Source organism: bacterium, from assembly GCA_030018315.1.
Taxonomy (GTDB): domain Bacteria; phylum Hydrothermota; class UBA3073; order JACQXS01; family JAGMCI01; genus JASEGA01.
Genome location: JASEGA010000013.1, coordinates 1 through 18,230 on the forward strand (window position 1 = coordinate 1; position 18,230 = coordinate 18,230).

The window sequence follows — 18,230 nt, forward strand, 5'->3', positions numbered from 1 at the left end:
CTCATGCACCTCCAGTATTTAGATTTTAGGAGATGCCTCATAAATTTCAACTAAAATTAGCACACCTTCTTCATCAGTGTAGGGCGAAGACTTGTCCCTGCCCTCTTACCTCGCATGTCAGCAAGGGTAGTTTTGGGTCTCCTGACTCAATATTACTTTAGAGGTTACAGTTCAATTTTCATCCCGTCACTGGCAGCTATTACTTTAGTCCTTAATTCTTGAGATAATTTATCTGCTAATTCCCACGGCTTTGACTTTATCATTGTCATACCAAAGTGGGTTAGAATAGCAAGTTTTGGGTTACTATCCTGGATTATTTGCTTGGCATCAGCTAAACATAAATGGTCAATCTCTGTCGGTTTCAGCCTGACTACATTTATTATAATGACATCCCCCTTGTAATATTTAGATATGCCTTCAAAATACTTTGTATCCACTACATATGATATTTGGTGATTCTTTCCAATAAGATTTAGACCATAAGTCTCACCACGATGCAAATGCCTAATAGGGGTCTCTATTTTAATATTCACTAATTTATATTTACCTCCTTCTTTTAGCACTTCTATCCCTTTTACATATTTCCTAACATACTTTAATACAACCGGGTCTTCATCTAACGCATCACTTGGTGCAAATATTACTCCGCGTGGCTTATAGCCACCCTCTGTCATTGCCTCTATCATCACATTTACATCTGCGGAGTGGTCAATGTGCCGATGTGATAGAACTATTCCATCAAGCTTAGTTGGGTCAAGTTTTGACTTACTTTTTAAGCATCTAACTAACGAGCCAGGACCCGGGTCCACAAGCACTTGCGTATCATCAAGTGTAATCCATATACCACCAGATGCCCGTATTTGACGGAATACAGTAAACCGCGCACCCGCAGTCCCTAAAAATACAATACGGTCCATTTTAATGTTTTGTTTGGAATTTGGAATTTATTATATTATGGTACTGGATCATACCCACCAGAGTTCCAAGGGTTACAGCGTAGTACTCTCCATATCCCTAATATAAGCCCATGCAAAATACCATGTTTTTCTATTGCCTCTATCATATACCCAGAACAGCTTGGATAAAACTTGCAAGCAGGTGGTAAAAACGGGGCTAAAAGTTTATGGTAAAATTTGAGAATTAGAATTAAAAGTCTTTTCATTGCTTAAAAACGCCAGTCCATAAAGCTTCAGCAGCTCCAGCAAGATAAAGTATACCTAAACCAACAGCTGAAACAGTTTTCTTTGTACCAGATGGCTGATGAAAATATAAGTCTCCAAGATAGAACCCAAGAGATGCGAAACATAACCCTTTTAATTCATTGCCATTATAAAACTGACCACCCCCAGGAAGCATTAAACAGGAAAGTAAAGTAGCAGCTATGTTCAATCTTTTATCAGCTTGAATAGACTTTGATTCTGAAAACTCATGTGGTATAACAGTTGTCTGAACACGCCATATATCGAAATCGTAAATGCTTGACTCATATGCAACCTCCATACTTATAGGACCGAGTTTAAATGCATAGCCCTTTGTTTCTGTAGGCATCAACTTATGGTCAAAATATTCCCACCTATATCCCCATCTATAAGACAGAAGATTTAAGAGAGTAAGTTCATACCCCTCGCAATTAAATGTGTCGTGTTTTTCACCCACCAAATCAGTTATTTTCTCATATACTATTTGATATTTTAAAAACGTACTTAGTTTAAAAGGTAACTCTTTAGTAGGTAACAAGACATCAAGTGTAGAGATAGGCTCAAATGCAATACCCCTTCTTATAAGTCGTGGGAGTGATGCAGATGAGCCTGACCTATAGCTAAGCCCTAGACCTATATTTTGAAAACTGAGTCCCAAGGAGAGCCCTGGCAGAGGTAGCTTATAAAAGCCCCTATATCAAAAGCTACGGTTTTAGCAGTATAACTTCCTTCTTTATACAAAATACTCCACCCAATATCACTTGGACCTATGAAACTATAGATATATTTTAACGATGCACCTAATCCTAAACCTTTGCAAATTTCTTTCCCATAAGCAAGAGCTATTGCATAGTCATAAGCAGTCCAGAGCCCAATTTTATTGCAGTAGACATCGGTTGCTATAATTCCACCTATGCTCATATAAGTATAACCAAGCCCTAAAATGCCTGTTTTTCTTAGAGGATACATAACGCTGTAATACAAATATCTCATGTCTGATAACCACCACTCACCTTCAAGTGATATATGTGTTCCGTGAAAATGTTTTTCTCCAACATAATTTAACCAATGATGAAATAACTCTCGTCCAATCCCAGGAGGTGATGAAATATTCATTGCAACAATGTTTGTTCGTTAATGAAATGCTAAAGCACCCGGATTGTAATAGATAGCAGTGGCATCATCAGCTAAAGCTGTAAATGCTGAGCCCATAGCTGCTGCTTTAGCACCAGGAGCGATTAAAAGAAATTGAGCACCACAGTCAGAAAAACTTAGATGAAGAAATAAGAAAATTGCTAACATTATCCCTCCTTATCTAACACTAATTTCAAAGTCTCTTCCTTTAGTACAGATATTTCTTAAGTTTCATTCTTTTCCAATTCCTTAATTACGGCTTCAAATTCATTTTTAAGAGAAGGTAGTTTTTCTTTAATAGCTTGCCAAACAATATTCCAATTTACTCCAAAATAAAAATGAATAATCTTATCTCGCATTGCTGCAATTCTTTTCCATTCAAATTTTTTATATTTATTTTTAAAGTCAGAAGACAAATTCTTTACTGCTTCACCAATAATCTCAAAACTTCTTGTAGAGGCTCGCTTTAAAACTTCATCTTGCAAATACTCTTCAAAAGTTAACCCTTGTGTTTTATCTATTTAAAAAAATTATTTCATCAAGGATATGTTTAAGATATGGTAAATTTTGTTTCATACCATTTAACTTCCTTTTCTACATACGGTTGAATATAAGGACTTAAACTACCATTTGTTATTAGTTCAACTTTTTTACCAAATAATTCTTCAAGAAAAAAAACTAAATCCATAAAATCATCAAAGTTGGGGGTTTCAAACTCTACAAGAAAATCTAAGTCACTTCTTTCTTTTTGTTTACCTCTAATATAGGAACCGAAAAGACCTATTTTTTTAACCCCGTGTTTTTTTAACATATCCTCATGCTTTTTTAATAATTGAAATATAATTTTGTCTGTAAGTATTTTTGTCTTCATCTTACACACTCATCAACGCCTTGAATTTGCTTCCCACTTAACACTAATTTCAAAGTCTCTTCCTTTAGTTCAGAATAGCTTAATTGCTCAGCTCCTTTGTGTACAAGTATAATATAATCACCTTTAAAGTACTCTTTGTTTTGTCTATATAGCTCACGCAACCTGCGCTTCAATTTATTTCTCACCACAGCTCCTTTTATCTGATGACTGATAATAAACCCTATTCTTCTACTATGTGCCGGAAGTCGGATAATAGTGAGATTGTTTCCTGACATGTGGGTGCCAAATTTAAATACTTTATCAAAGTCTTTATTCTTAATTAGTCTATCGCGAGGGGTGAAAGTTTTATTTGACACAAAGTTAAGCTGTAAGCCGTTTTCTGCCTTTTTTTCTACGCCTGGATAAGATATTTCTACCGGAGGCACTTTTCATCCTGTGCCTAAAGCCGCATCTCCTTTTACGCCTTATCTTTGATGGATGATATGTAGGCTTCATTTTTTGATATCCGTCCTTTTACTTATCACTCTATCAATAATTCCATATTCTTTTGCCTCAGTAGCAGACATCCAAAAGTTTCTGTCAGTATCCTTTGCTATCTTCTCAACAGGATTACCTGTATGAAATGCAAGTATTTGGTTTAGTTCATCCCTTATTTTAACTATTTCTTGTGCATGTATAGCAATATCGACAGCTTGGCCTGATATTCCACCCATAGGTTGATGGATGAGCACTCTTGTATGTGGTAGTGCATATCGTTTACCCTTCGTCCCTGATGCAAGTAACAGTGCGGCTATTGAAGCTGCCATCCCCATACAGATTGTGGAGACAGCCGGCTTTATATATTGGATTGTGTCATATATAGCAAGCCCGGATGAAACGATGCCACCGATAGAATCAATATATAAGTGAACGTCCTTATCAGGGTCTTCTGACTCAAGGAATAGTAACTGTGCTATTGCTGTTGAAGCCACAGGGTCAGTGATTTCGCCACTTATCATTACTATTCGCTCCTTCAAAAGACGTGAGAATATATCATAAGCACGCTCCCCATAAGTAGTTTTTTCTATTACCATTGGAATTAAGTTCATATTACCCTCCTATTTTTATTTTTGCACAATTAACCAAAAAATCAAGCACCTTTTCTCGCTTAAATTCTTCTATTAGAGAATCAAAGATTCCTTCTTTCTTCAGTGATTTTACAGTATCTTCATAACTGACTTTCTGATTCTCTACTAATTTAGACTTTATCTCTTCTTCTGTAAGCTTAATATCCTCTAATTTAGCAATTTGGTCAAGTAAAATTTCACGCTTCGCCCTCCATATTGCAACTTCATCAAGATTTTTTCGGGTCTCTTCGTCAATATTAGTTCCCACTCTTTTAAGCATAGGTCTCAAATATGCATTAACAATTGAAGTCGGTGGTTCAAATGGATTATCAGCTATAAGTGAGTTTATAATTTGGGTCAGTATTTTTGACTTAGCTATATTTTCTTTTTCTTTTTTAATTTCATTTTCTATTTGGTATTTAAGCTCTTGTAAAGAGTTAAATCCAATATCTTTTGCAAATTCGTCATCTATTTCAGGTAGCTTTTTTTCTTTTACTTCACGGACTACAAATTCATATTCAACTAATTTTCCTCTTAATTTTTCATCTTTTAAATCTATTGGATATCTAATTACTACTTTACGTCTATCGCCGGGTATAGAGTTTATGAGCCCCTGTGTTATCTCTTGCGGAACTTCTGGGGCGCCAAGTATGATAGCGTAATTGGAGACTTTGTTTTTTCTTATTATTCCTTTATCTTCATAGAGTATTTCGTAGTCCACACTTACCATATCACCGGGTAACGCACCCCTCATAATTAATAAAGGAGTGTAAATTGATTTTGAGTCCTGTAATTTTAAAAGCGCAACTTCAACCTCTTTATCACTTACTGTAGTTGGCAAATCTTCTACTTCAATTCCTTTGTAATTTTTAGGTTTTATATCAGGGATAACTTCAAAACTTATCTTAAAATGTAACCCATCTTCATCACTAAATTTACTCTCTTTAATTATACCCTGAGTAATGGGTGAGAAATTCTCTTTTTCAATCACCTCTTTGTAAGCTTCCTGTATAGTATCACTTATTGCCTCCTCTTTAATGCTGTCGCCAAATTTACCCTTTATGATATATATAGGAATTTTACCTTTTCTAAATCCATTTATATGTAATGTCTTTTGATATTTCTGATAGAGACTATCAATCTTATCTTTAACTTTCTCTGTCGGTATTTTGATTTCCAACAGCCTCTCGTATTCTTTAGGCTCTTTGATTTCTACTTCCATCTTTAACTGGGCAGAGCGGGATTCGAACCCGCAATCCATCTACTGGAACTAGGTCCTAAGCCTAGCGCGTATGCCAGTTCCGCCACCTGCCCATCTCTCCATAGATAATTATGAAAAATTCTAAATTCTAAGCACTAAATTCTAAACAATATCTAAATTCCAATTCTCCAAATCCCAAACAGTGTTTGGAACATTGGAATTTGAATATTAGGATTTAGAATTTATCATTTTATGATTATATTGTTAAATAATGTAAGTGTCAAGTGAAAATTGTAATCCTATAAGGAATAAAAACTTGACTTTTAACTTATTACGTAGTAGTTTAATAACCGATGCCCCTGTAGCTCAGGTGGATAGAGCACCGGTTTCCTAAACCGGGTGGCGTGAGTTCGAGTCTCACCAGGGGTAATAAAAATTAAAAATGAAAAATTCAAAATGCAAAATTAAAGAGCTTACAGCTAAAATAAGCAAGTGGATAAAGGACTGTGTGGATGAAGGGGGTGCAGATGGTGTTGTTTTAGGCTTAAGTGGCGGAGTTGACTCATCAGTAGTGGCTGTGTTATCAAAATTTGCTTTAGGTGAGTGTGTATTGGGGCTCATAATGCCATGCTATAGTGAGATGTCAGATGAGGAAGATGCCATGCTGGTAGCAAAAAAGTTTGATATTAGGACAGAACGTGTTGTGCTTGATTCAATTTATGATAGGCTTATTGAAATCATTCCGCAAACAGGGAGAAGTTCTGTTAAAGATAAAGTCTGTTTAGCTAATTTAAAGGCAAGACTAAGGATGGTAACTTTGTATTATTTTGCTAATAAACTCAATTACTTAGTAGCTGGTTGTGGAAATAAGAGTGAGCTAATAACAGGCTATTTTACCAAGTATGGAGATGGAGGGGTTGATATCTTACCTTTGGGTGGGCTCTTAAAGACCGAAGTAATAGAGCTTGCAAAGGAGCTTAAAATACAGGATAAAATAATTTTGAAACCGCCATCCGCTGGTTTATGGCAAGGTCAAACAGATGAGGTCGAGTTAGGTATTTCTTACACAGAGCTTGACAAAGCTATATTAGCTATAGAAACTGGTAAAGAGATGGGTGTTGACTCCAGGATTATAAGCAAGGTAAAAAAACTAATCCAATCTTCTGAACATAAAAGATTGCCTATCCCAATTTTTAAGATAGAAAAAGGATGAATTTAAAAAGAGAACTGAGCCTTATTGATGTTTTTTGTATAGCATCGGGTGCTATGATTAGTTCTGGCTTATTTATTTTGCCAGGGCTTACTTATGCAAAGACTGGTCCTGCTGTAATCCTTTCTTATTTGATAGCTGGCATTTTGGTTATACCAACTATGCTTGCAAAGGCTGAACTTGCCACCGCTATGCCAAAGGCAGGTAAGGAGTATGGGTGCATTCGCAGTATTGATTAATCAAATCATTACTATTGCACAGATAAAGCTGATTGCTGTGGGATGCTGTCTATCGTATAAATTAAATGCAAAATACAAAATTAAAAATTAGTGTTAGGGCATTAAAAGAGGGGGTAAGTGAGTTATTTTACTTAATTCCTGTATCTACTTTATCTATTGACGAGCTTGCCTCTGATGTAGCTGCCCAGCTTGTGGCAATTAAGAAGATGAAAAAAGTTGAAATTAAAGGTAAAATAGATTTTAGCATGGCTATGGTATGTTCGAGGTGTCTAAGTGATTTTACTCGTCAGTTTAGTGAAGAACTTGACAGCTTATTTTTACCTGGTATGGCACCGGTTGTAGAGGAGCTCTCGCCTGAAGATGCAAAAACTATCTTTTATAGTGGTGAAGAAATAGACATCTTACCTATTATTCGAGATACAATCCTACTTTCAATTCCTATTAAACCACTTTGTAGTGAAGCTTGTAAAGGACTATGTCCTATATGTGGTAAGAATTTAAACGAGGGCGCTTGTTTATGTAAATGAAGAATATCTTAAAGGTTTTGCTGAGAATAGGGATAAGTGGGTTGCTCCTTTTTTTCATTTTAAAAAGAGTAAATTTTAAAGAGACATTTGAACTCTTGAAAAATGCAAATATGCGCATTTTTTTAACTTCATTTGCTGGTTATACCCTATTAGCCATGAGTAGTGCTTTACGATGGCACCGGTTACTTCTAGTACAAGATGTTAAAGTTGCCTACCGGAACGCACTTGCTTACTATCTAATTGGTTTTTTTTATAACAACTTTTTGCCAGCAGTCTTTGGTGGTAGTGTTATAAGAGCTTTATATGCGGGAAGGACTACAGGAAAGAACAAAGAAGCTTTCTCATCTGTGCTAACAGAATTACTTATTGGGAGTTGGGCGGTTGTTTCTTTTACTATTATTGTAATTATTATATCTTTTGTTTGGTTTAGACCAGTTATAGTAAAAACTGTAATTATACCCATACTTACAGTTTTTGTTATTGCAAGTACTCTCATATATTTATTTTTTGAGCGTGGCTTTATGCGTAAATTTAAAGGTATAGTGGAAAGGGTAAAAGTATTTGAGCTCGGTAATAAAGTGAAAGAGTTCTACAATGCGATGTATCTTTACAGAGAGGAAAAAAAGACTATTTTTGAAGTTATCTTAGTTTCATTTATAATGCAACTCAGTATTGCATTTATGAACTTATCAGTTGGAATATCACTGGGGTTCAAACTTCCTATTATGAGTTATGTAGTTTATCCTACAATAATAGGGCTTTTGGCAACAATACCAATTACTATAAACGGATTAGGACTCAGGGAATGGGGGTATAGGTTTTTCTTTGCACAGATGGGACTGACAGAGTCACAAGCTGTCACCCTCTCTCTACTTTTTTATTTTGTTGGAGTGATAGGAAGTTTAGCAGGTGGAATTATTTTTCCTTTTATGAAGCTCAAACCTCAATTTCACACAAATAATCGTGTTTCAGCTACTGATAAACTACATGACAAATCAAAAATAGAGGATAGTTTTGGGTCTGACTAACTTTTTTACATTTTAGTTACAAGGAGAGAATGAAACTTTCTGTAATTATTCCAGTCTATAACGAAAAGGATACAATTTTAAAGCTTATTGAATGTGTTAACTCAGTTCCTATTGATAAAGAAATTATAGTAGTGGATGATAATTCAAATGATGGAACAAGGGAAATGTTAGAAAAGCTCAAAACTCAAAACTTAAAACTATTTATCATTCCAAAAATCAAGGTAAAGGGGCTGCTATTAGGTCTGGCTTACAATATGCAACTGGAGATGTGGTAATTATACAGGACGCAGATTTAGAATACAACCCTAACGAGTATCTCATGATTTTACAGCATATAGAAAAAGGAAAATTCTCTGTAGTTTATGGGTCAAGGTTTAAAGGGGGGCAAATTTAATCTTATAAGTCGTATAGCAAACAAGGTACTTACTTTTAGCACAAATTTACTTTATTCCTCTAAACTTACAGATATGGAGACCTGCTACAAGTGTATAAAAAGAGATGTAATTAATAATCTAAAACTTAAATCAAATAGATTTGAATTTGAGCCCGAGGTGACAGCAAAGTTGTTAAGGAAGGGATACAAAATTTTTGAAGTCCCTATTTCATATCATAGAAAAATAAAGGGAAAGAAGATAGGTCTAAAAGATGGCATCCATGCAATACTAACCCTTATTAAGTGGAGAGTTAAATAATTATTGACATTGATGGGATTTGAGAGATAATTGAATTGTGAATAAAAGACTTATAGAAATTGCTAATCGTAGGAAGGAGATAATTTTAATGTATATTTTCGGTTCCATGACTTACGGTAAAATAGGAGCCTTAAGTGATTATGACATTGCTATTCTTGTGAACAAGAAAGTCCCGTATAACTATAAGTATCAAGTTCATAGTGAGCTATGTGAGGCATTAAATACTGGTAAAGTAGACCTTGTAGTATTAAATTCTGCTCCCATTGAATTGGCATATAATATTATATATTATAGCAACTGGTAAATTGCTGTATGAGAGAAGTGTATATGATAGGGTTGAATTTGAGGCTAATACTCTAAGTAAGTATTTTGATTATCTTCCTGTTTTAAGAAAGCAAAGAGAAGAGATATTAAAGGAGTCAAATTATGAAAGAGGAATTCAGCGGTGTAGAGAGGCACTTAGAAAAACTGAAAGGATGCTTAGAAAAATTAGAGCCCCTCAAAGAAAGGAAGCTTAAAGATTTTCTCTCCAATTCCGATTTACGTGACATTGCCGAAAGGAATCTTGAAATTGCAGCTCAACGTTGTATTGACATAGGTGGAAGGATAATCTCATTGGAGCAAGCTGAGAAGCCTAAAGATTATAGAGAGCATATAACACGATTAGGTGAGCTGAAAATCCTTCCAATAGAATTTGCCAAAAGATTTCAGATATCTATAAGTTTATGGGCCATATAAAATCATGGTTGAGCAAAAGGAAATAAGTCAAAAAGTTTCAGTAATTATCCCAGCCTATAATGAAGAGGAGAATATTCCTATTTTAATTAAAGAACTACAGAATATGATTTCTAATACCAAGTTGGATTGTGAAGTTATATTAGTAGATGATGGCAGTGAGGATAAGACATATGAAATAGCTAAGAAATGCGAGGCTAATTACAACTTTATGAAAGTAATCAGACATCGCCATAATTTTGGCAAAACCGAAGCTATATTGTCTGGGTTAAAGGCAGCTTCCGGTGATTTATTGGTGTTAATGGATGCAGACCTCCAATATTCACCGTCTTGTATACCAGAACTTATTCAAAAGTTGGACAAAAAGTATGATGTAGTAACAGGTTGGAAAAGAGGTAAATATGGGAAACAAGCTGTTTCCCGGACATATAATGCCCTATCAAGATGGCTATTTAAAATACCAATACATGACCAGAATTCAATAAAGTTATTAAAACGCGAAGTCTTAGAAGATATGACTTTAAGGAAAGATTGGCATCGTTATATAGTGGCACTGGCTTGTGATAAAAAGTATAAAGTAGGTGAAGTGGAGGTAGAAATTTATCCTCGTCTCTATGGTAAATCAAAATATGGTGGTCCTATCAGGATAATTATAGGTATTCTTGACTTAATAGCTGTTAAGTTTCAAGTCTCATTTATGAAGAAACCGCTACTTCTTTTTGGGACATTGGGCGGAATATTTCTGATTGCAGGTTTTATTATTGGGGTTATTGCTATTTATCAGAGGTTTGTCCTTAATCATGGGTTTAGGCCTTTACTTTATTTAATAATTCTATTAATTACTATAGGACTTTTACTCTTTATCTTGGGTTTTTTAGCTGAGACTATAGCTGGTTTACACGATGAGATAAAAAGAATGGAGAGGAAATAAGATGAAACAAAAACATATTAGACAAAAACGTAAAACTTACAAATTTGCTTTCTTTTACAACAAAAAAATTTTAATGTATATTATTTTAGGAGTAAGTTTAGTCTTTGCTTTACTACTTTTTGACCCAAAGTTAGATACTGGTGGCGACAATGCTACTTATATATGCCTTGCAAAATCACTAATAAGTGGGACTGGGTACCGCGATATTTATGAACCCTCAAACCTTCCGCATACCCAGTATCCTCCAGGTTATCCATTACTACTTGGAGGGATAATGGCTATAATAGGTGATAAATTTTTGGGCTTAAAAATATTCTCTCTCCTGCTTTCTCTTGGAGCCGTTTATATTTTTTATCTAATTCTTAAGCAGAAAAGGATAGCTTCACTTTCCTATCCTATACTTTTTTTGTTTGCAATAAGTCCTACTTTTTTAGAAAATTCACATATAATACTTTCTGAGCCCTCTTTTCTCTTTTTTACACTCTTAACAATATATCTGTGGGGGCAATGGGAACTCAAAAATAAGTCAATATGGTTCTTTTTTGGCACTCTTTCAGCAATAGCTTGCTATTTTGTGAGAACAGTTGGGATTGCTATAATTATTGGAGCAATAGTTTATTTATTATATAGGCGTAAATTTAAAGAAGTCCTTGCATTTTTACTCATTAGTTTAGCTTTCATATTGCCGTGGATTGTAAGAAATAGCAGGGTATCACAGGGAGGAGGCTACTTTACTCAATTTCTTTTAAAAAATCCATATGACATTAAGTCTGGTTATGTAGCTATTTCTGACATTGCAACTCGAGTTTATACAAACTTTAAGATATATGCTCTCAGTATTATACCTGGATTTATATTTCCCTCTTACCACAAATTGACTCCACCATATAAATCTCTAAATTTAGGGACAGTTTTATTATCTCTTATAATTTTAGGGATAGTAATTTATGGTTTAATCAAAGATATTTTGTTGAAAAAACATTTTGTTCATTTCTTTTTACTATTTTATGCTATCATAACTTTAGGCTGGCCCTCTGTATGGAGTAGTGAGCGTTTTTTGTTCCCTATTCTACCTTTTGTAATTTTTTATTTCTTTAATGGTATTTCTAAAATTGCATCTAAATATTTAGTAGTACCCGGAGTATTTATAGGAATAAGCGCTTTTACAAGTCTTCAGACTACTTTACCGAAAATTCCACCAAACATTAGAATGTTATCCTATTATAGAAAGGGTGATGAGATGGCTGGCTATTCATCTGATTGGAGGAATTATTATTTGGCATCCGATTGGATTAGATTAAATACTTTACCAGATGCTGTAGTATTGTGTCGAAAACCTGGGCTTTTCTATTTAAGAGCAAATCGCAAGACTTTTTGCTATCCAATGACTTATGAGCACCAGCAAATTCTCGATGCTATTAATAAATCGGATTACATATTAGTAGACCACTTTTTCTGGACAGGCACTACTCCAAAATATCTTATTCCTGTCCTCAAAGAGAATAGAGAAATCTTTACAGTGGTGTATGCTACGGATCAACCTCAAACTCTGGTGCTGAGAGTGAAGAGGAAAGAGTTAAAAGAAAGATGAGAGACTATCCTGATATTGGGGAACAGGCATTGCGGACTTTAGCGTTAACTCACAGGTATAATGCATAGATTATTGATGTTCTGAAGCCTTTTATAGGAAATGAGATTATAGAGAGGGGATGTGGACTTGGCAATCTTACCTTTTATCTTGAGAGAGAGAGAAAGAGACATCTTACCTGTCTGGATAAATCAGAATATTTTATTAAACATATGAAAATTTACTATCCGACAGTGCCTTTTTACCACTTAGATATCTCTATGGATATTTTCCCTCCCTCGATTCCTGAGGGATTTGATACAGTTATCTGTGTGAATGTATTAGAGCATGTTGAAAAGGATGAGCAGGCACTTATTAATATGAGAGAACTCCTTAAACCAAGTGGCAGACTTTTACTGTTTGTGCCCAGGTTAGAAGGACTTTACGGTAGTGTAGATAAGGAAGTGGGTCATTTCCGGAGGTATAATAAAGGAAATTTAAGAAAAAAGATAGAAAGAGTAGAGTTGGAGATAGAGAAATTACGCTATTATAATCTTTTAGGTATCAGCGGTTGGTTTATAAATGGCAAGATATTCCATCGTAGATCATTTCCTGTCTTGCAGACTATTCTTTTTGATAGGATAGTGCCAATGTTATCCCGCACAGAAAAGTATTGGGCTCCTCAGTGGGGAATGTCGTTATTTGTAGTGGCAAGAAAAAGAGAAAATTGAAACTGACATGAAGAGAAAAAATTTGAAATGTAGTATAATTGTTCCTGTTTATAATGAGAAAGACACAATTCTTTCTATTATTGAAAAACTAAAGAATGGTTCAATTAACAAGGAGCTCATAATTGTTGATGATTTCTCCACCGACGGGACAAGAGAGATATTAGAAAAAATCAAGAACCAAAAAATTAAAGTAATTTATCATAACCGGAATAGAGGAAAGGGGGAAGCAATAAGGTCGGGACTCCAATATGTAACAGGAAATGTGGTCATAATTCAGGATGCAGATATGGAATATAAACCAGAAGAATATCCAAGATTGTTAAAACCGATAGAGGAAGGAAAGGCATGTGTTGTGTATGGCTCACGATTCAGAGGGAAAGGAGAGTTTGTCTTCTCCAGTCTTGTTGCGAATAAGATTTTGACATTTCTTACGAATTTATTCTACGGCTCACGACTTACAGATATGGAAACCTGTTATAAATGTATAGAAACTCAAGTTATTAATGGATTGAATCTACACTCAAAGAGGTTTGATTTTGAACCAGAGGTTACGGCAAAATTGTTGCGCAAGGGGATAAAGATATTAGAGGTGCCTATTTCCTATAAAGGAAGAAGCACCAAGGGGGGCAAGAAGATAGGATTTTGGGATGGGTTACAGGCAATATGGACATTGGTAAAGTGGAGAGTAAAATAAGATTTGAAGTTGTCTATGTCACTCAAAAGCCTGAGACTTATGTGCTAAAAATTAAAAAATGGTAGAATTGATAATTGGCAAGAATTGCAAAATTGACTCAACGGCTATATTAGGGTGTTTACCGGGTAGGAAGCTGTCTTCTTATAAACTTAAGATAGGTGCTAATGCTATTATACGCTCCGGAAATGTTATTTATGCTGGTACTGAAATTGGGAATAATTTTGAAACTGGTCATAATGTGGTAGTGAGAGAAGACAATATTATTGGCGACAATTTCAAGATTTGGAATAATTCAACAGTTGACTATGGGTGCAAGATAGGTAATCATGTTAAAATACACAGCAATGTCTATGTAGCACAGTATACAATAATTGAAGACTATGTTTTCTTGTCTCCAGGTGTGATGATAGCAAATGATTTACATCCCATATGTGGAAAGTGTATGAAAGGACCAACAATAAAGAGGGGGACAAGAGTTGGTGTAAATGCAACATTATTTCCTCATATCACAATAGGTGAGAATTCATTAATAGGGGCGGGTAGTGTAGTTACTGCAGATATACCACCTAATTCTGTTGCTTATGGAGTTCCTGCTGAAGTGAGGGGTTCAATTTATGATTTAAAATGTAAAATGGGATTCAAAAAATTTTGCTACAAGAATCCAAAAATTCGCTGTCATTAGGGTAATTCGTTTACATAAAGATGAAGATAGTGCTTATAAATGACCAGCCACTTTACTCTGGCATGGGTAAGTATGCACTGAAATTATATGAGGGGTTTAAAAAGACTTTACCTCAAAAAAACCATAATATAGATTTCCTATTTTTAGATTATAATAAAAGAGAGTTACAAAAAGAGGATGGCTACCCAATAAACAAGACTTACAAAATCCCCATTTTTGACAATAAACCATATTTTTGGTATAGAATGAGTAAAAAAATTCCTACAAATTATGATATATTTCACTTTGCGAATCAAAATCTATCTTTTCTTATTCGTGTGATTAAGTCGCGAGCTAATAAGCTGACAGTCCCTCGTTATGTAGTAACTTGTCACGATATTGCCCCACTTCTTATGCCATCTAATTTATTGGAGCCACATTTTCGTAGGTATTTATATTCAGGTCTCAAAATAAGCCAAAAAATAATTGTAGATTCGGAGTCTACTAAAAACTATCTTGTAAAAATTTTTGGCATTCCTGCTAATAAGATAAAAGTGATTTATTTAGGAGTAGATTCTGATACATTTAAGCCTTATGAAAAATCAGCTGTAAGAAAAAAGCTTAACTTACAGTTTGGCTTACCTTTGGACAAAAAGTTAATTTTGAATGTAGGAACAGAAGGGAGGCGAAAAAACATATCTAATTTACTTGTTGCTTTTTCTCTTTTGAATAAAAAAATGCCCAACACTTTACTTGTAAGGGTAGGTAAAAAGAGTTGGCACACAGATAGGCTTATACACAAATTAAAATTAACAGATAAAATCAAATATTTTGATGCTATACCTGAGACCGAACTTCCCATCTTTTACAGTGCAGCAGACTTATTTGTGATTCCTTCATATTATGAAGGATTTGGCTTACCTGCATTAGAAGCAATGAGTTGCGATTTACCTGTGGTGAGTTCAAACACGAGTTCACTACCTGAGGTTGTAGGTAATGCAGCAATTACAGTTAATCCCAAATCTCCAATTGAGTTGATGAATGCAATGCAGCGTGTTTTAACAAATAATAGGCTATATAAAGAATTACGTGAAAAAGGGATTGAGAGGACACATAAATTCAGTTGGGCAAAGACTGCAGCAGAAACTGTGGAGTTATACAAGAAGCTTCTATTCTGAAGCAGTATAATAACATTTTCCTTCCTTGTCTACTGTATTCTGTCTGCTAAAATGAAAGTTTTATATATAGTGACTGCCTTTCCAAGATATGAAGGCGATGTTATAACACCGTGGCTTGTTGAGAGTATATTAAAACTTAAGACTTGCGGTCTAAATATTGATGTGTTTACATCATCTTACAAAGGATTAGGTAATCAAAGAATTTATGGCATTGATGTAATAAGGTTTAGATATTTCTTTAAAAGGTGGGAAAAATTAACTCATGAGGAGACTACACCTGATAGATTAAAAAGGGGTATGTTTTATAAAATACTTGTTATATTTTATTTAATTGGCGGTATATCTGGGATAATCAAGTTGTGCAGGGCATCAAAATATGATATGATTCATGTACATTGGCCACTTCCACATGCAATATTTGGGTATATTGGTAAAAAGTTATGCAACGCTAGTATAGTGTCTTCTTTTTATGGTGTAGAGTTAAAATGGGTTAAGAAAAAGTTACCAATTTTAACCCCTTTTCTTAAATGGGCGGTTAAAAGTTCAGATACTGTAACAGCAATTTCTACATATACAGCAAACTTGATAAATGAGCTTATTCCTACCAAAGTAATAATAATTCCATTTGGAGCTGCAATTGCAAGCAGTCAGAAAATAGAGGATAGAGGACAGAGGACAGAAGACAGAAAACAGAAGCCAGAAAACAATATTCTATTTGTTGGTAGACTTGTTGAGCGGAAGGGAGTAAAATATCTTATTGAAGCTTTTGATATGGTATCTAAGAAAATAGATTCTACACTTACAATTGTGGGAGAAGGCTCAGAGAGGGAGAAGCTTGAAAAGTTAGTGGATGAAAAAGGATTAAAGGAGAAAGTTATCTTTACAGGAAAAATTTCAGAACATAAGCTTAAAGAATATTACTTGAATTGCGATGTATTTGTATTGCCTGCATGTACCGATTCAAAAGGTGATACTGAAGGTTTAGGTGTGGTTTTAATTGAAGCAATGAGTTACAAAAAGCCAGTCGTAGCTTCTCAAGTTGGTGGTATAGTAGATATTGTGAAAGATGGGGAAACAGGACTATTAGTTCCAGAAAAAGATGCTACAAAATTAGCTGCTGCTATTTATGAAGTTCTTAATAACAAAGCTCTGGCAAATAAGTTTGGCGAGGCCGGTCACAAGTTCATTAAAACAAACTTCAGTTGGGAAAAAATTATAGATAGGTTGGTTAAAACATATAATGAAACTTCTTGACTTCTATCCCTAATTGTGATAATTTAGAATAATAGGTAAGTATTTCTAAAAAACAGAAAGGAATAATATGGAGTGCAACAACGATGTTGTTGCAAATTATAAAATTTATAAACATTCTCCACCTCATTATTTTGCAAAATCACCGATTTTGCACTCCAGAGCTTAGAAAAACTAAACTATTACAATTTAGATGGAGGTAAAATGAAGAAGGCACTAATCACAGGGATTACAGGACAGGATGGCTCATTTTTAGCCGAGTTCCTCTTGGAGAAGAATTACGAAGTTCATGGGATTGTGAGGAGGGTAGCCATTGAAGATATTGAGCATAGGCTGTGGCGGATAAGGCATATTCTTGATAGAATAAATTTACATCCTGCTTCTTTAGAGAGCTATGCAAGCATTTTTGATGTGGTTGAAAAAGTGAAACCTGATGAATGTTACCATTTAGCTGCACAAAGTTTTGTTAGTTACTCATTTGAAGACGAGTTTTCTACAATCAACACAAATGTTAATGGAACACATTTTATTTTGGCAGCGATTAAAAATAGGGTTCCAAACTGCAAATTTTATTTTGCTGCTTCTAGCGAAATGTTTGGAAAGGCAGAAGAGACACCTCAAAATGAGAAGACACCTTTCCACCCTCGTTCCCCATATGGAATATCTAAAGTAGCAGGGTTTGACTTAACAAGAAATTATCGCGAGGCATATAACCTTTACGCATGTTCAGGTATCTTTTTTAATCACGAATCACCCAGAAGAGGATTTGAGTTTGTGAGCCGAAAAATTACTAATGCAGTTGCTGAAATTAAATTGGGATTAACTAAAGAATTAAGACTTGGAAATTTAGACGCAAAAAGAGACTGGGGTTATGCTGGTGACTATGTGAGAGCCATGTGGCTTATGCTACAACAGAACGAAGCTGATGACTATGTAATTGCAACAGGTAAAACACATTCAGTTAGGGAGTTTGTAGAGCTGGCTTTTGGATATGTTAACCTTAACTGGCAGGATTATGTGGTGATAGATAAGAACCTATATCGACCTGCAGAAGTTTACGAACTCAGGGGCGATTTTACGAAGGCAAAGGAAAAGCTGGACTGGGAGCCAACAGTTGAGTTTAAAGAGTTAGTTAAGATGATGGTTGAAAATGACCTGAGAAGGCTTAAAGAAAAATGAAGAAGATTGATAGATGCAAAAAATTAAAGTTTATTGCCGATGTAAACATTGAGAAGCCTTTGATAGATTTTCTAAAAGGAATATCCATTCATTACT

General features: G+C 34.8%; 25 protein-coding genes, 2 tRNA genes and 1 pseudogene. 16 read left to right on the plus strand and 12 right to left on the minus strand.

Annotated features, from left to right (window positions below; genetic code table 11):
- Positions 1-164: 164 nt before the first annotated feature.
- From QMD71_05365 to QMD71_05420, 12 genes are all read right to left on the minus strand, one after another.
- Positions 165-917: an MBL fold metallo-hydrolase gene (locus tag QMD71_05365; protein ID MDI6840260.1), complete on the minus strand. Its 753-nt coding sequence runs from the start codon at positions 915-917 to the stop codon at positions 165-167.
- 35 nt (positions 918-952) lie between these two features.
- Positions 953-1,162, minus strand: a complete 210-nt coding sequence (yidD, locus tag QMD71_05370; GenBank protein ID MDI6840261.1) for a membrane protein insertion efficiency factor YidD — start codon at positions 1,160-1,162, stop codon at positions 953-955.
- A complete protein-coding gene (locus QMD71_05375; GenBank protein MDI6840262.1) occupies positions 1,159-1,857 on the minus strand; it encodes a hypothetical protein in 699 nt (232 codons plus the stop codon). Before QMD71_05375 ends, yidD begins: the two co-directional genes overlap by 4 nt.
- The gene (locus QMD71_05380) at positions 1,833-2,315 is read right to left on the minus strand and encodes a hypothetical protein (GenBank protein MDI6840263.1); all 483 of its coding nucleotides are present in this window, start codon (positions 2,313-2,315) and stop codon (positions 1,833-1,835) included. The genes QMD71_05375 and QMD71_05380 overlap by 25 nt, the downstream gene beginning before the upstream one ends.
- An 18-nt stretch (positions 2,316-2,333) precedes the next feature.
- Positions 2,334-2,501, minus strand: coding sequence for a hypothetical protein (locus QMD71_05385; GenBank protein ID MDI6840264.1), 168 nt, complete (start codon positions 2,499-2,501; stop codon positions 2,334-2,336).
- Between the two features lie 56 nt (positions 2,502-2,557).
- Entirely contained in the window at positions 2,558-2,818 is a 261-nt protein-coding gene (locus QMD71_05390; GenBank protein MDI6840265.1) for a DUF86 domain-containing protein, read from the minus strand.
- 65 nt (positions 2,819-2,883) lie between these two features.
- Complete coding sequence (locus QMD71_05395; protein ID MDI6840266.1) at positions 2,884-3,204, minus strand: nucleotidyltransferase family protein; 321 nt, start codon at positions 3,202-3,204, stop codon at positions 2,884-2,886.
- Positions 3,201-3,629: a ribonuclease P protein component gene (gene rnpA, locus QMD71_05400; GenBank protein MDI6840267.1), complete on the minus strand. Its 429-nt coding sequence runs from the start codon at positions 3,627-3,629 to the stop codon at positions 3,201-3,203. Before rnpA ends, QMD71_05395 begins: the two co-directional genes overlap by 4 nt.
- The gene (gene rpmH / locus QMD71_05405; GenBank protein MDI6840268.1) at positions 3,565-3,699 is read right to left on the minus strand and encodes a 50S ribosomal protein L34; all 135 of its coding nucleotides are present in this window, start codon (positions 3,697-3,699) and stop codon (positions 3,565-3,567) included. The genes rnpA and rpmH overlap by 65 nt, the downstream gene beginning before the upstream one ends.
- A complete protein-coding gene (locus QMD71_05410; GenBank protein ID MDI6840269.1) occupies positions 3,696-4,292 on the minus strand; it encodes an ATP-dependent Clp protease proteolytic subunit in 597 nt (198 codons plus the stop codon). The genes rpmH and QMD71_05410 overlap by 4 nt, the downstream gene beginning before the upstream one ends.
- Position 4,293: 1 nt before the next feature.
- Positions 4,294-5,532 (minus strand): trigger factor, encoded by a 1,239-nt coding sequence (tig, locus tag QMD71_05415; protein ID MDI6840270.1) that lies wholly within the window; start codon positions 5,530-5,532, stop codon positions 4,294-4,296.
- Positions 5,533-5,539: 7 nt separating this feature from the next.
- Positions 5,540-5,624: transfer RNA gene (locus tag QMD71_05420), tRNA-Leu, on the minus strand.
- A gap of 242 nt (positions 5,625-5,866) precedes the next feature.
- Between QMD71_05420 and QMD71_05425 the strand changes: the two genes are divergently transcribed.
- From QMD71_05425 to QMD71_05500, 16 genes and pseudogenes are all read left to right on the plus strand, one after another.
- A tRNA-Arg gene (locus QMD71_05425) sits at positions 5,867-5,940 on the plus strand.
- 13 nt (positions 5,941-5,953) lie between these two features.
- Positions 5,954-6,724, plus strand: a complete 771-nt coding sequence (locus tag QMD71_05430; GenBank protein ID MDI6840271.1) for an NAD+ synthase — start codon at positions 5,954-5,956, stop codon at positions 6,722-6,724.
- A complete protein-coding gene (locus tag QMD71_05435; GenBank protein MDI6840272.1) occupies positions 6,721-6,960 on the plus strand; it encodes an amino acid permease in 240 nt (79 codons plus the stop codon). The genes QMD71_05430 and QMD71_05435 overlap by 4 nt, the downstream gene beginning before the upstream one ends.
- A gap of 65 nt (positions 6,961-7,025) precedes the next feature.
- Entirely contained in the window at positions 7,026-7,487 is a 462-nt protein-coding gene (locus tag QMD71_05440; protein ID MDI6840273.1) for a DUF177 domain-containing protein, read from the plus strand.
- Complete coding sequence (locus tag QMD71_05445; GenBank protein MDI6840274.1) at positions 7,484-8,515, plus strand: lysylphosphatidylglycerol synthase transmembrane domain-containing protein; 1,032 nt, start codon at positions 7,484-7,486, stop codon at positions 8,513-8,515. Before QMD71_05440 ends, QMD71_05445 begins: the two co-directional genes overlap by 4 nt.
- A gap of 29 nt (positions 8,516-8,544) precedes the next feature.
- Positions 8,545-9,207: pseudogene (locus QMD71_05450) on the plus strand (glycosyltransferase family 2 protein).
- 37 nt (positions 9,208-9,244) lie between these two features.
- Positions 9,245-9,511 (plus strand): nucleotidyltransferase domain-containing protein, encoded by a 267-nt coding sequence (locus QMD71_05455; GenBank protein ID MDI6840275.1) that lies wholly within the window; start codon positions 9,245-9,247, stop codon positions 9,509-9,511.
- A 122-nt stretch (positions 9,512-9,633) separates the two neighbouring features.
- Complete coding sequence (locus tag QMD71_05460) at positions 9,634-9,945, plus strand: DUF86 domain-containing protein (protein ID MDI6840276.1); 312 nt, start codon at positions 9,634-9,636, stop codon at positions 9,943-9,945.
- 4 nt (positions 9,946-9,949) lie between these two features.
- A complete protein-coding gene (locus QMD71_05465) occupies positions 9,950-10,873 on the plus strand; it encodes a glycosyltransferase family 2 protein (GenBank protein ID MDI6840277.1) in 924 nt (307 codons plus the stop codon).
- A 73-nt stretch (positions 10,874-10,946) separates the two neighbouring features.
- Positions 10,947-12,464 (plus strand): glycosyltransferase family 39 protein, encoded by a 1,518-nt coding sequence (locus tag QMD71_05470; protein MDI6840278.1) that lies wholly within the window; start codon positions 10,947-10,949, stop codon positions 12,462-12,464.
- A 107-nt stretch (positions 12,465-12,571) separates the two neighbouring features.
- A complete protein-coding gene (locus QMD71_05475; GenBank protein ID MDI6840279.1) occupies positions 12,572-13,171 on the plus strand; it encodes a methyltransferase in 600 nt (199 codons plus the stop codon).
- Between the two features lie 7 nt (positions 13,172-13,178).
- Positions 13,179-13,865 (plus strand): glycosyltransferase family 2 protein, encoded by a 687-nt coding sequence (locus QMD71_05480; protein MDI6840280.1) that lies wholly within the window; start codon positions 13,179-13,181, stop codon positions 13,863-13,865.
- 58 nt (positions 13,866-13,923) lie between these two features.
- The gene (locus QMD71_05485; GenBank protein MDI6840281.1) at positions 13,924-14,547 is read left to right on the plus strand and encodes a DapH/DapD/GlmU-related protein; all 624 of its coding nucleotides are present in this window, start codon (positions 13,924-13,926) and stop codon (positions 14,545-14,547) included.
- 20 nt (positions 14,548-14,567) lie between these two features.
- Positions 14,568-15,704, plus strand: coding sequence for a glycosyltransferase family 1 protein (locus QMD71_05490; GenBank protein MDI6840282.1), 1,137 nt, complete (start codon positions 14,568-14,570; stop codon positions 15,702-15,704).
- A 51-nt stretch (positions 15,705-15,755) separates the two neighbouring features.
- Entirely contained in the window at positions 15,756-16,958 is a 1,203-nt protein-coding gene (locus tag QMD71_05495; GenBank protein ID MDI6840283.1) for a glycosyltransferase family 4 protein, read from the plus strand.
- A 201-nt stretch (positions 16,959-17,159) separates the two neighbouring features.
- Positions 17,160-18,134, plus strand: a complete 975-nt coding sequence (locus tag QMD71_05500) for a GDP-mannose 4,6-dehydratase (protein ID MDI6840284.1) — start codon at positions 17,160-17,162, stop codon at positions 18,132-18,134.
- Positions 18,135-18,230: the final 96 nt, after the last annotated feature.